The 13561-nt window shown below is 49.0% G+C and carries 10 protein-coding genes; 8 read left to right on the plus strand and 2 right to left on the minus strand.

Translation table 11 applies throughout. The features are described from left to right. Positions 1–35 precede the first annotated feature (35 nt). Positions 36–1154, plus strand: a complete 1119-nt coding sequence (locus SB752_RS13980; protein WP_410716238.1) for an acyltransferase family protein — start codon at positions 36–38, stop codon at positions 1152–1154. Here the strand turns inward: SB752_RS13980 and SB752_RS13985 are convergent. Beyond that, positions 1135–3480: a GH39 family glycosyl hydrolase gene (locus SB752_RS13985; RefSeq protein WP_410716239.1), complete on the minus strand. Its 2346-nt coding sequence runs from the start codon at positions 3478–3480 to the stop codon at positions 1135–1137. The two genes, SB752_RS13980 and SB752_RS13985, sit on opposite strands and share 20 nt — an antisense overlap. A 176-nt stretch (positions 3481–3656) precedes the next feature. Here SB752_RS13985 and SB752_RS13990 point away from each other — a divergent pair, with 176 nt between their 5' ends. After that, positions 3657–5390, plus strand: coding sequence for a glycoside hydrolase family 9 protein (locus SB752_RS13990; RefSeq protein ID WP_410716240.1), 1734 nt, complete (start codon positions 3657–3659; stop codon positions 5388–5390). 39 nt (positions 5391–5429) lie between these two features. On the opposite strand, the gene SB752_RS13995 is transcribed toward SB752_RS13990, so the two are convergent. Beyond that, positions 5430–6089, minus strand: coding sequence for a CPBP family intramembrane glutamic endopeptidase (locus SB752_RS13995; protein ID WP_410716241.1), 660 nt, complete (start codon positions 6087–6089; stop codon positions 5430–5432). 258 nt (positions 6090–6347) lie between these two features. Between SB752_RS13995 and SB752_RS14000 the strand changes: the two genes are divergently transcribed. From SB752_RS14000 to hutU, 6 genes are all read left to right on the plus strand, one after another. After that, positions 6348–7079 carry a sigma-70 family RNA polymerase sigma factor gene (locus tag SB752_RS14000; protein WP_410716242.1) on the plus strand — a complete coding sequence of 244 codons (732 nt, stop codon included), beginning with the start codon at positions 6348–6350 and terminating at the stop codon, positions 7077–7079. 90 nt (positions 7080–7169) lie between these two features. After that, positions 7170–7583 (plus strand): VOC family protein, encoded by a 414-nt coding sequence (locus SB752_RS14005; protein ID WP_410716243.1) that lies wholly within the window; start codon positions 7170–7172, stop codon positions 7581–7583. Positions 7584–7648: 65 nt separating this feature from the next. After that, a complete protein-coding gene (locus tag SB752_RS14010; RefSeq protein ID WP_410716244.1) occupies positions 7649–9442 on the plus strand; it encodes a sigma-54-dependent Fis family transcriptional regulator in 1794 nt (597 codons plus the stop codon). Between the two features lie 120 nt (positions 9443–9562). Continuing rightward, the gene (gene lepB / locus SB752_RS14015) at positions 9563–10120 is read left to right on the plus strand and encodes a signal peptidase I (protein ID WP_410716343.1); all 558 of its coding nucleotides are present in this window, start codon (positions 9563–9565) and stop codon (positions 10118–10120) included. 111 nt (positions 10121–10231) lie between these two features. After that, positions 10232–11728 (plus strand): helix-turn-helix domain-containing protein, encoded by a 1497-nt coding sequence (locus SB752_RS14020; protein WP_410716245.1) that lies wholly within the window; start codon positions 10232–10234, stop codon positions 11726–11728. A 161-nt stretch (positions 11729–11889) separates the two neighbouring features. Next, positions 11890–13560, plus strand: coding sequence for a urocanate hydratase (hutU, locus tag SB752_RS14025; RefSeq protein ID WP_410716246.1), 1671 nt, complete (start codon positions 11890–11892; stop codon positions 13558–13560). Position 13561 lies beyond the last annotated feature (1 nt).

A 13561-nucleotide genomic window follows, 5' to 3' on the forward strand; every position in this document is an offset into this window, starting at 1 on the left:
TACACTCGGACCATGACAAAGGAGCATGATGAGGAATGATCAGAGAGATTTTTTGGCTTCGATCGATTGCTTGCCTCTGTGTCGTACTGATTCATTCCGCCAGCATTATGATCAACAAAATGTATGTAGAGACAGATGCCTCTCTGGAAAAGGGCATCTGGACGTCCCTTTTATTGCTGCTCATGTTCGCTACACCGCTTTTTGTGTTTATCTCCGAATTTTTGATTGCGTACTCCCGGTCTGTCAAATCACCCAAGACGTTTTTGTGGAAGCGGATTAAATATATTTTGCTCCCGTTCATTACGATGGCCGTTTTCTACGCGTTGCTCTCCTCAGTTACTGGCAAGCATGCGCTGTCAGAATTCGGCCAGCACTTGTGGCAAAACCTCATTCTCGGTAAGTTTCACGGTTACTTTATCCTCATTATTTTTCAATTTTATCTCCTGCACGTTCTCTTCCAGCGATATGGTCAAAAGTGGTCGTGGAAATGGGTGCTGAGTGCCTCGTTATTGGTCAATGCCGCTTATCTCGGTTACTTCAGCTTCGTTCGCACATTTGATGATCCGCACTCTGAGTATCAGGTGTGGTGGCTTCCGTTCTTGGGGTGGATTTTTTACTTTAGCTCAGGCTATTACTGTGGTCGCTATTTTGATCAGGTGAAAGGCTTTCTAATCTCCTATCGCCGCTGGATTTGGGCAGGAACCGCTTTTCTGGCCTGTGCGATGCTCTTTTTGCACCACAGCGGTCTCATTACGATCATGTCCTCCAAGCGGATAGACGTTCTGCTCTATGCCATCGGGATGATCTTCTCGCTGTTTGCCGTGGCAGTTCAGATCAAAAGCGTACCGCGTCTATTGGTCATCACCAGCCAGTATTCCTTTAGCATCTATTTGCTGCATATTTTTTTCTTGATGTGCGTCAGCAAAGCTTTTTCGCTGCTTTTTCCCGCACAGCATCAGCCGGTGCTCTTACTTGCTGCTTTGTTTATGGGGGGAGTGTGTCTGTCATGGGGTGCAGCCTACCTGCTGCAAAAGCTGCCGCTCAGTGAGTATTTGATCGGAAAGCTAGGCAAAGATTTGCCCAAGGAGGAAGACCCGGCTCTAAATAAAAAAGCGCCACAAGGGCGCGAGTTTGCTACTGGGGAACAAGTGTAATCTTTGGTGCAGACGTGTAGGTGATTCGGACTCTGTCGCCAGCAGCCAGCCGGACGATTCCCGAGACCAGTCCCGTATCATACCAGGTGGTTCCGTTGCGGGAAAACTCAATGAGAGAAACGCTTCCTTTGGCGATCAAAACGTCGAGCGGATACACATTCGTGTTTTGCAGCACATAGGGGCTTCGACCAATGGTGGGAACGGTTGGATTGGCCGGCTTTCCTTTTGCAGGTGGTGAGAGCTGTGCAAATGTCGGAGCTGCATAAGAGACGACCTGATTGACTTGTGTCGTTTTTGCCATAGAGCCAAGCTCATAGCGTGTTGGACTTTGCTGATACGAGACCAGATACACATTAGGATCGCTTCCGACTTTAACGTAATCACCTACACGCAGGGCAGCGGCCTTGTTGACAACCAAAATATTCGAGCCGTTTGTCAGGCTGCCGTTTACCGCTTTTGCGGTTCCGAATGTCCCGGAGGTGGTACAGACCCAGCCGATCCCTTCCGAGGCGATAAGATCCGCATCTGTGAAACGAAATTGATCTCCTTTTGTGTACGACCCTGTCGACGGTGCTACAGGAGAATAGATGATATTGTAGGCGTGCTGCACGGTGCTTTCAATTTCGCTTATTTGAATTAACGAGATTTTGGACACATGCAAGGTCTGCTGCTGTCCAGTTGGAGACAGGTTTACTAGGGTAAGGCGGAGGTCAGGAGAAGGGTCCGGATCTCCAAAATCATAGAAAAACGATACATCTTTGGTCAAAAAGGCGTCTTGGGATGTAAGCGAGAGGTAGGCTTCTTCAATAAACGGGGTTCCTGTAGCGCTTACCTCAAACCCGATTCCCCATTTGCCAGGTGTCGTAGCAGGGGGAAGCTTGTAGGTGATCGCAAGCTTGTAGGAGTACCCTTTTTTCAGAGGTTTTTTCAATCGCTGGAGGATTTGCCCATACTGGTTTCCAGGAGTAAGCGTAACAACTGTTTTGTCTGCCGGAGCATCGGTTCCTGTATATTTGCTCACAGTCATGCCAAGTGATTCCCAGCCTACTGGAAATGCAGTGTCGGAGATGTTCAAGCTAAAATCACTATTGTACAAAAGCTCGGTATCTGCATCTGCCTTTCGGTCAAGTACAGGCGCTTCCACTTGAGACCTGAGTAGCTTTACATACAGAGGCAAATTAGTCACCGTGACGGCATCCGATGCGGGAAGCGTCGTCCCATCTGCAGCCTGGATTTGGCTGAATGCAAGCTCAGTGGAGAGAGGGAACAAGACAGAGCGATCATCGTCTGTCCAAAAAATATAGCCAGCTAGGCCGTCAGGAAAAGTCAGGGAGACGGTGTGTACACCTTCATGGGAAACCATATACTGGTGAATAGTAGCGCCCGTCAACCAATCCACCATCCGCTGATAGGCACGTCCGGTTACAGCGACATTCGGGAGATGAGCGAGGTCAAGCAGCCGAATACGTGACCAAGGCTGGTCCATACCATAGAATACTGCGCGATTCATTCCGGCAACCCAGTTGCACAGGAACATCCGATGAATATAGGCGATCGCCAAATCGTCAGGCATTTGATTGGAATAGTCGTTTTCATCGCTTCCGTAGAGAATTCCTTTGTAAAAATAGCTGTTCCAGCTGCTTTCGGTGTTCCAGATCGGCAGCGAGCCGGCTCCAGCTTGTGTGATCGTTTTGCGGTAGGCATAGGCCAGATCAATCATTGCTTCCGGGGGCTTTGGATACGAATACAGATGCAATCCGACGATATCGATCCAATTTTTCCCGCCAGCGCGTAAAAAATCGCCCATGCCAGTAACACCGCTTGCTCCTGTATAGCTGGGGCTGATGATCTGGATGTTGGGGTCAACGGCTTTTAAAACCTTATTGGCTTCCATCGTCAGCTCGACCAGCTTTTCGAGCGTGCCCGAATAAAAACCGCTTAAATTCGGTTCGTTCCACACCTCGTAAAACATGATTTTCCCTTTGTAGCGCTGTCCCAGTGCGAGGACGTAGTTGCGCCAGTCCTGAATATTGGTGGGCGGGATACTGTTGTAATAGTTCCCGTAGTCAGAGGACCATTTGCCGCCTGTGGCCCAGTCTGGTGGTTGCCCGAGCAGCATGATGATATCCAGATTGTTTTGCGTGGCAAAAGCGACGTATTGGTCTATTTTGCTGAAATCGAAATTGCCTTTGGTTTTTTCGATCTCGCGCCAGTTTGTCTCTAATCGCAGCAGACCAAAACCGAGTGGACGAGCATTGGAAACCTCCTCAATCTGGATGCCGAAAAAGCGCCTATCGATTGGGCCAGACAAAGTGTTGTTGCTCATAGGTGTTTTCATGACCTCCGTCCGTTTAAATGGAATGGATAATTTCATTATATGAATCCTGACAGGTGCTTGTATCAGCAGGCGTACTATTTCTTTTGCAAATAGACAAGGGCTATCTGACTAATGTTTTTTACAATTTTTACCTAATTATTCTCTTTGGGAAGGTGGTGATTGAGTTGCGTTTTCGTTGGAAGCTGGTGCTTGGCATTTTGCTGGTGCTAGTGGTCGTCTTTATTTTCATAGGGAGGGAGCGACAGCATACGCCAACGGTAGTCTTAACGCCAATTTCCACTGACATTGGAGTGAACCAGATAGGGTATGCGCCTACTGCTGCCAAATTTGCCTATACGACTGTGCCTGCTCAAAGCTTCTCGCTTGTTCAGCTAAGAGACAATCAGACTGTATATACTGGAGCACCCAAAATGAGCAGCACGGATGAAAGTACGGGGAAAGAAGTATATGTACTTGATTTCTCCAGCTACAAAAAGTCAGGTACCTACCAAATCCGTTTGCCTAACGGAGTAGGCAGTGCCCCATTTCAAATCTCTGCGGGTGTGTATGAAGTCGTCTACAAACAAGCGATGCGCTCATACGAATTACAGCGATGCGGTGTTGCGATTGACGATCCGCTAACACATGTTCAGCACGCCGAATGTCATATCAATCCGGCGGTACTGCATACGGACAACAGCCAGAGCAGAGACGCAGTAGGCGGTTGGCACGATGCAGGCGATTTTGGCAAATACATGTCCAATGCAGGGGTTACGGTTGGACAGCTATTGCTTTTGCAAGAGCTGGCACCGCAAACAGCGGAGGACACCCGACTGGATTTGCTACAAGGAGAAAGAGATGAACCGGATGCGTTGGCGGTTATCCGTGTTGAGCTGGATTGGATGCTGAAAATGCAGCGGCAGGACGGAGCCGTTTACCACAGTGTAGCGACAGCCAAGTTCCCGGGAATGATTATGCCGGAAGCTGATCTTGGTACCCAGTATATTTATGATATTTCAACTCCAGACACGGCTATTTTCGCGGCGGCAATGGCACGTGCTGCTAGAGTGTACGAAGTGTATGACGAGAGCTATTCCCAGAGGCTGCTAGAAGCGTCGATGAAGGCGTGGGCTTTTTTGGCAAAATCAAAAGAAATACTCTCGCTTCAGGACAAGCAGGCGTATCGGCCGCGCAGCGATAAGGACAAGCGAGTATGGGCAGCAGCAGAGCTGTATGTAACGACAGGTCATCCTGTCTTTCGCGAATACGTCGAGCAGCATATTGAGCAGCTAGAGCTCAATCCTGCCAAAATGGTACCCTCTTACTGGCAAAATACATCCTCTCTGGCTATTCTTACTCTTGCTCTCGGAGGGCCACGGGATTGGGAGCTGACGCATGAGCTACGTCAAAGACTGCTTCAGCATGCAAACCTAGTGGTCAACAAAATGAATCATTCCGCCTACGGCACCGTGCTTCGGCCCGCGGATTACGATTGGGGATCTGCCAAAACAACACTTGGCTACGGACTGCATCTCGCGGCAGCCAATTATATAGAGCCGCAGCCATATTACCCGCATGCGATCTCCAGACAGCTGGATTGGGTGCTCGGAGCCAACCCTCTGGCCCAATCATTTGTCACCGGGATGGGAAGCTCTTCGCCGATGCAGCCGCATAACCGTTACGTTGTGGCGAGCGGTGTTCTCATTCCTGGATTATTAGTTGGCGGGCCCAACTCGTACGCAAACGACAAGATCGCGCCCAAAAAGCTCGGTCCCCGCAGCTATGTCGACGATTCCCGCTCGTATGCGACAAATGAAAATGCCATTGATTACAATGCCGTACTGGTAGTAGTGGCTGGCTATTTGAATGAATGGCATCAAGTGAATAAGCAGAGCTGGTTCTCTCGATTGTTTCAGTAGGGTGCCAAAAAAGAAACCTGCCTTTGAGAGCAGGTTTTCTCATGCCAAGAACAATAAATAGATACCCATGATCCCAGCATCAGCCAGCACATGACTGATGATCGAGCCGACGACCGAGTGATGGCCTTGTCGCATGTACCCCCAGATTAATCCTGCTAGAAACACAGGCACGACCATCATGACATTATAAGGCCATGCAAAGAGCGGTATGACCGAAAGCAAATGATAGAGACTGTAAAACAGTGCCGTAAGCAGGATGACGGTCTGTGGTTTATATTTTCTCGTCAGCTTATTATGCATGTAGCCACGCCAATACATCTCTTCCAATACCGGATTGATTAGCATCAGGATGAGGACCAGTCCACCTGTGAAATGGCCAGTAAAATTCCAGCGAGCAAGCAGTTCGGAGAGGTCGGAGCGATCAAACAGGAACGATTGAAAGAAGTACCCTCCGCAAAGGATAAAGAACAGAAAAATGAAACCCGTCCAAAGGCCAGTCCATACATTATTTCGCTGAATGGAAAAGCCAAGTGAGGAAAAAGTCTCTCTGGGCGTACATTTTTTCACGAAGAGAGCATCGACTACAGGAACGAGTAAAAGCCAGCTGTAGAAAAGAAGAAAGGTAACAGGTACACTGCTTATGACTTGCAGGCCGAGAAAAATCAGCAACGTCGGAACGAGCAAGAAAACCATCATCATAAAATCGCCGCCAGTTTATCGAATTGGCATCTGCTGCCTATCCACATGGTAGCGGTTAGGGGAGGAGGATTGCAGTACCAAATTTGTCTGGTACCTTCTTTTAGGAAAGCCCCCTGTTCGGCTTCACGTATCTGCACCCTGATTTAGCAAGAATAACCTTCGGCAAAAACGCGGTCGTACTTCCATGTTTTCGTATTGACAGCCACCAGTAAATTATTGACAATAAATGTGTATTTCAGGGAGTCGCGGAGGGATTTCATGAGTAGCGCATCCTTTTCACGCCTAGAGCCGTTTCTATCAGAGGTAAAAAATCACTGCTTACAGCTCACCAAGAACAAATGGGATGCGGAAGATTTGATGCAAGAAACATTGGCCAAAGCGTATCGATCGATTCAGCAGCAGCCGGAGCGCGAGCTGACGAAAGCCTATCTCAGACAGATTGCGACCAATGCGTGGATTGATCATTGCCGGAAAAAACAAACAAATGAATCCAAAGAGTTATTTGACGAAGCACAGTATATGCAACACTCTACAGCTAGTGATGCATATACCATTCGGGAAAATTTTGAGCAATTGGCAAATCGATTGAATGCACGGCAGATGGTTCTGATCCTTTTGATTGATATTTTTTCTTTTACTGCACCGGAAACGGCGAGACTGCTTCACATGACGCTTGGGGCAGTAAAGGAAGGAGTAAAAAGGGCGCGGAATCGCCTGCTCTATCTGGCAAATCAAGCCGCTGACGGAAACGAAGAAGCTCGTCACAAGACATCGACACAACAGGCTTCCACTGCTTCGGTGACCAAAGAAGACTTCGAGCAGTTTTTGGCAGCATTTCGTGCGGGTGATCCTTACGCCATCTGTGATACGTATTTGCGATTTGTGGATCGCGGGGTGCGTGTAGAGAAGGTAACTGTTCAGGCGGACAAGCTTTATTTTTCAATTCGCGACCCAGACGGCCATTTGATCCATCTTGTTCAAAAATGGTAGCATGCCCGTTTCTTTTTGCCCCAATTTCTCGTTTAAGAGCATGAAAGGCTAATAGTGGTTCTTCCACATTTTAAAGAAGGAGTGAGTGTTATGAGTACATTCGTACGTCATTTTGCCGTAATTCAGGTGCCAGTAAAAAATGTGGAGGTATCGGTGAAGTGGTACCGGGAAGTGCTGGGGATTCCGTTTACCTTTGAGTATACGCCGGGAGATTATGAAGCATGGCTGAATGTCGGAGGGGTGGGGCTTGGTCTGGTTCAAAGCCCGAACGTACCATGCCTTGACTTCACCAATATGGCGGGGCAGGAACAGCCGATCATCTCGCTTCACGTAGATCAGATTCAAGCCGTATATGATGAGCTGCGCAGCAAGGGGATTGAAACGAGTGAGATGAGCTATAAAAAAAGCGGCGGCTACAGCTTTACGCTGCGTGATCCGGATGGGCATATCACCAATCTGTGGGGCGGATGGCCATCTGCTGAGGATGAAAAAGCGAACGCATAATAACGGGGTTCTCCTCATGTCTGCGGTATAATAGAGGCAGATGATACGACAGAGGGGGGATCCGCATGTCCTTGCGTGAGATACAGGAAAGTGTTCAGCAAATTGCCTGGGCAGTGGCGTCCGTTCTGCGCGTAGAGGTAGAAATTGCCGACACGGATTTGATGCGGATAGCCGGAACGGGACGCACGCAGGCAGGAGTACTTCACACGATGGCGGGCCATGATCACATCTATCGCTCCTCCTTGCTTGCTGGACAACCCGTGGTAATTACTCGCCCCGGCGAGGATGATCGCTGCCGACCGTGTGCCCACTTTGGCAATTGTGCGGAGACGGGTGAGATCTGTTGCCCGATTATGCTGGATGGACAAAAGGTTGGTGTCATCGGTTTGCTCGCATTTGATGAGGAGCAAAGAGAGCGGTTGTTTTCTGATGTCAGCTCGATCCTTACCTTTTTGCAAAAAATGGCTGAGCTGATTTCGATCAAGCTCAAAGAGCACAACATGTATATCGAGCAGCAGCTCGCGCTTGCAAAGCTGCGTGTCGTCATGGATGACCTGGACAAAGCGATGCTTACGGTGGATCAGGCAGATCGAATCATTCAGGTCAACCAAAGGGCACGTCAGTTTCTCCAGCTCGGGGCTGATGACAGCGTAGCTGCGCTTGATGCAACAGCTTGGCTTGCGGCTATCAGAGAAGCCGATCAAGTACAGGCCACTCCGAAAAAGGTCGTTCTGGTGATCGGACAGGAAGAGAAGGAGTTTTTGTTTTCCATCAAGCCGATTGAACTCGATGGTCACATCCGTGAATGGGTCATTACCCTCGATGACGTGCGGGAGGTCGTAGAAATTGCCAGGCAGGTAGGCGGCTATGAGCATGAGGACGCTTTTTCGGCCATCGTTGGAAGCAGTCCCTCCATCAAGTGCGCCAAGGACGTGGCGAGGCGAGTAGCGGACAGTGATTCTACTGTATTGCTCCAAGGAGAGAGCGGAACGGGGAAGGAGCTGTTTGCCAAAGCGATCCACCAAGCTAGCAGGCGAAAGGGGCAGCCGTTTATCTCTATTAATTGCGCTGCCATCCCCGAGCATTTGCTGGAAAGTGAGCTGTTTGGGTACGAGGAAGGCTCTTTTACAGGTGCACGAAAGGGAGGAAAGCCGGGTCTTTTTGAACTGGCTGGAAAAGGTACGCTTTTTCTGGACGAAATAGGAGACATGCCGCTTCATCTGCAATCGAAACTGCTTCGTGTCCTTCAGGAAAAAGAGCTTCAACGAGTAGGAGGAGCTGGAAAGGTAATTCCTGTTCATGCCCGAATTATTGCGGCCACCCACATGGATTTGCAAGAGCGGGTCGCACAGGGACTGTTTCGTATGGATTTGTTTTATCGATTGCATGTGATTCCGATACATTTGCCCTCGCTTAAGTATCGCCGCGAGGATATACTGACCTTGGCAAATGGCTGTCTGGCAGAATGTGCGGCACGATTAGGCAAGCCTGTTTCTGGATTTTCACAAGAAACACAGGCGATCTTGTTTCATCATGATTGGCCTGGTAATGTCAGGGAATTAGCCAACGTCGTGGAGTATGCCGTCAACATGGAGGTCTGTACCTCGATTCAGCCAGCGAGTTTGCCTGGCGCGTTGGTGAAAAACAATAGCGATTCGTTACGATCGTCATGGACGGTGGGAAGCGAGGAGCAACAGAACGATCTGCTGTCGCTAAAGGAAATGGAGCGCATGGCGATTACGGAGGCACTACAGCGCGTTCAGAAAAGAAAAGGCAGAAAAGAAGACGCTGCAGAGTTGCTTGGAATCAGTCGAGCGAGTCTTTTCCGCAAAATGAAAGAGTACGGCTTGTCCAAATAAGGTAGGATGGCAGAGTCAGCTCCGTTAGGTGGGGCTGGCTTTTGGCGTCTGTCTATGGTTTGTGGTATGATGTGTGGGAAGGTTTTTGGAAGAAGGTAATGAGAGGAGTGTCAAATGAGAGTGAAAGAGATTATGGGATGGGTTCGTTCGATTGCCTTTGCAGTAGCTTTTGCCCTGGTCTTGGGAATCTTTGTATTCCAACCATATAAGGTTGATGGTCATTCCATGGATCCTACCTTGCAAGATGAACAGCGAATTTACGTGTCAAAACTTTCACATACGTTTTCTTATCTACCAAATTATGGGGATATCGTTGTCATTGACAGTCGCGTACAAAGAGAGCGCTCCTTTATGGACGACCTCACCAGTCACCCGCTCGTGTCTCTCTTGACAGGAACACAAGAAGATCACTCCATGTACGTCAAACGTGTCATCGGAAAACCAGGAGACGTGCTTGAATTCAAGGACAACAAGGTTTTCCGTAACGGCAGTGCTTTGGAGGAGCCATACATTAAGGAAACGATGCAATTCGTCGCAGACGGAAAGCTGACTGTACCTGAAAACCACATCTTCGTGATGGGAGATAATCGCAATCACAGTACGGATTCGCGGGAACTCGGATTTATTCCGGTTGATCACATCATGGGAACAATGATTGAAAATCCTTTTAAATCATAGAAATCTTTATCAAACAAGGTTGTCCAATTGCGGGCAACCTTTGTTTCTACGAATAGAGTTTTGTACCTCTTTTCGGCTAAATCTTCTGGCATTGCAAAGGAGGGGCTGTCCATGCCAAGCATCATGATTGCCGACCGTGATCCGAATGAACGGACAGGAATGGGCTGGCTCGTATCTAGCTGTGCAATTCCGTATAAAAAAGTGCTCTCTGCGGGGACGATGGCAGAAGTATTTCAACTGATGGAATCCCAGACACCGGATGTGATCTGCCTCGAATTGGATATGATCGGAAAAGGTCAATGGGAGCGGCTCAAGCTGTTGGTGGAGCAGTATAAGCCTACAGTACTGGTTACGACAGCAGAAGCTACCTTTGAACGCGCGATGCAAGGAATAGAGCTGAATGCACGGGATTTATGGATGAAACCCCAAACGCCCGAGTATATCAGACGTGTTTTGACCCGCTGTTGTCAGGAGAGGAGCAGACGCAACCAGCTGAATCAGGAGGAGAGTGGTGCGACTGGCGGAGTCAGAGAGGTATCGTATCAGGATCTGTTTTTTCCTCGTCCTTTGCAGGGGAGCGCATACGCGTTGATGCTTGCGCAACTGGAGGACCCAATGCGTCACCCGGAGCTTCTTCGCTTTTTTGAGGAGTATCCTTTTCGAGACAAGCCCATCCTGCTTCCGACAAGCGATGTAATCGTAGGTGTGTTTTCTGTAGATGATCCTGAAGCATCGGCCCTTCTGCAGCAAACAGCTAAGCGTCTATTGATGGATTGGGAGACAACGGGGAATTCCTCCCTATTTCTGGTGATGTATGATTCACAGGAGCGGGAACAAAGCTTGTATGAGAAATATAAAGAAGCGAGTGAGGCTTTGTCTATCCGCTTTTTTAAAGGGTATAGGCAGCTTTGGGTAGTGGAGAATCAGCTTGATTGGGCGACGATCGATCCTTTTTTGACTCCGTCGGAACAGCGCCTGTGGGTAGACATGCTGCATGGAGGCGATCCGGAAGAGCTGAAGCAGTGGATGTATAAGCACTTTTCCTATAAAGAAGAGCCTTTTCCTGAGCCAGGCCTATTGCGGATTCGTTTGACGAGTATACTCGCACAGGTGCGACGCTATATGAAATCTCATGGGCTGGATCAGGGAGAGCTGGAGAGGGAGTACCACAAGGTGTTTGAGACCATCCTGTATTCGCCAATTCTATACCGGATTGTTGTGGAGCTCCTGTTGTTTATTCAAGCGCTGATGGACCTGGTTCAAAATCAGCGAGATGAGGTCAGACTGGATGTCATCGAACAAGCTATTCGTTACATGGAGAGACGTTATTCCGATTCTGATCTGCGCCTGGAGGATGTCGCACGTCACGTCGATCGCAGTCCTGCCTATTTCAGTACGCTGTTCGCTCAGAAGCAGGGCGTTTCCTTCCGGCAGTTGCTGACTGCGCTACGCGTAAAGGAAGCGAGTCGCCTCTTGATGGAGACCTCCTTGTCCATCGGAGAGATTGCGCAACAAACTGGCTTTGTAAACGCCAATTATTTCAGCAAAATATTCAAGGAAAAGACGGGTACAACTCCACGTCTGTTTCGAAATCAAAAGAAAAGATAGAAATCGAAAAAAAAGAGAAAATTTCTAATGAAGTGATCTGTTGATCCGATTCGTACCGAAAGAAGTGGCACCAAATCGAAAAAGTGGTGCCTTTTTTGTATCGTTTCGCTTTTCTATACTAGATATAAGCTATTCAATCTGGAGAAAAGCAGGTGGAATTCATGACGAAAACGCAAACTATTCAGCAAATGATTCAATCGTATTCTGGTACCGAGCTGCATACAAAGGGCTGGGTGCAGGAAGCAGCGCTGCGAATGCTGTTAAATAACCTGAATCCTGATGTAGCAGAGCGAACCGATGACCTGGTCGTATACGGAGGAATCGGGAAGGCGGCACGCAACTGGGAATGCTTCGATGCTATTGTCGAAACATTGAAAAACTTAGAGAGTGACGAAACGTTATTGATCCAATCCGGCAAGCCGGTGGCGGTATTTAAATCACATACAGATGCACCGCGAGTTCTTTTGGCTAACTCCAATCTCGTTCCAGCGTGGGCGAATTGGGAGCATTTTCACGAGCTCGACAAAAAAGGCTTGATGATGTACGGGCAAATGACCGCTGGAAGCTGGATTTACATCGGCAGCCAAGGCATTGTACAAGGGACATATGAGACTTTTGCAGAATGTGCCAGACAGCATTTTGAAGGAACACTAGCAGGGACGATCACAGTTACAGCAGGTTTGGGTGGTATGGGCGGAGCACAGCCGCTTGCCGTATCTCTCAATGGCGGAGTGAGCATTAATATCGAGGTAGACCGCACACGAATCCAGCGTCGACTGGACACCAGATATTTGGATGAGATGACCGAAAGTCTGGATGAGGCTATCCGACTGGCAGAAGCGGCGAAACGTGAGAAAAAGGGTATCTCCATCGGCCTGTTAGGAAATGCGGCAGAAGTATTGAAAGAGATGCTGGCACGCAATTTTATCCCGGATGTTTTGACAGATCAAACCTCCTCGCATGATCCTCTGAATGGTTATATCCCGGTTGGTATGAGCCTGGAGGAAGCAGCGCAGCTGAGAAGCAGTGATCCTAAAGAGTATGAAGCCCGTTCGAAAGCAAGCATCGCCGAGCACGTTCGCGCCATGCTTGCACTGCAAGAAAAGGGAGCGATCACGTTTGACTACGGAAATAACATCCGTCAGGTGGCAAAAAACGAAGGGGTAGAGGAAGCATTTCGCTTTCCAGGCTTTGTACCTGCCTATATTCGTCCGCAATTTTGCGAGGGCAAGGGGCCATTCCGCTGGGTAGCGCTCTCCGGTGATCCTGAGGATATTTACAAAACAGATGAGGTCATCCTGCGCGAGTTTTCGTATAATACGCATCTGTGCAACTGGATTCGGATGGCACAAGAACGCATTCAGTTCCAGGGGCTGCCTTCGCGTATTTGCTGGCTGGGCTATGGGGAGCGTGCGCGTTTTGGTCAAATCATCAATGACATGGTGGCACGTGGCGAATTGAAGGCACCGATTGTGATCGGACGCGATCATTTAGATTCCGGGTCGGTTGCATCGCCGAATCGCGAAACAGAAGCGATGAAGGATGGCAGTGATGCAGTAGCAGACTGGCCGATCCTCAATGCAATGGTCAATGCAGTAGGTGGCGCAAGCTGGGTTTCTGTTCACCATGGAGGCGGTGTAGGAATGGGCTACTCTTTGCATGCAGGGATGGTCATCGTTGCTGACGGTACGCCAGAAGCAGCACGTCGCCTGGAGCGCGTATTGACTACTGATCCTGGAATGGGCATCGTCCGTCACGTGGATGCCGGCTACGATCTGGCTATTCAGACCGCCAAGGAAAAAGGCGTCCATATTCCAATGATGAAGGAGTAAG

The organism is Brevibacillus sp. SIMBA_040 (genome assembly GCF_046535075.1).
Taxonomy (GTDB): domain Bacteria; phylum Bacillota; class Bacilli; order Brevibacillales; family Brevibacillaceae; genus Brevibacillus.

What these genes read in the sequence shown, in the direction of transcription:
- SB752_RS13980 (WP_410716238.1), top strand. Translation starts at nt 36, where the DNA reads ATGATCAGAGAGATTTTTTGGCTTCGATCGATTGCTTGCCTCTGTGTC.
- SB752_RS13985 (WP_410716239.1), bottom strand. Translation starts at nt 3,480, where the DNA reads ATGAGCAACAACACTTTGTCTGGCCCAATCGATAGGCGCTTTTTCGGC.
- SB752_RS13995 (WP_410716241.1), bottom strand. Translation starts at nt 6,089, where the DNA reads ATGATGATGGTTTTCTTGCTCGTTCCGACGTTGCTGATTTTTCTCGGC.
- SB752_RS14000 (WP_410716242.1), top strand. Translation starts at nt 6,348, where the DNA reads ATGAGTAGCGCATCCTTTTCACGCCTAGAGCCGTTTCTATCAGAGGTA.
- SB752_RS14005 (WP_410716243.1), top strand. Translation starts at nt 7,170, where the DNA reads ATGAGTACATTCGTACGTCATTTTGCCGTAATTCAGGTGCCAGTAAAA.
- SB752_RS14010 (WP_410716244.1), top strand. Translation starts at nt 7,649, where the DNA reads ATGTCCTTGCGTGAGATACAGGAAAGTGTTCAGCAAATTGCCTGGGCA.
- SB752_RS14020 (WP_410716245.1), top strand. Translation starts at nt 10,232, where the DNA reads ATGCCAAGCATCATGATTGCCGACCGTGATCCGAATGAACGGACAGGA.
- hutU (WP_410716246.1), top strand. Translation starts at nt 11,890, where the DNA reads ATGACGAAAACGCAAACTATTCAGCAAATGATTCAATCGTATTCTGGT.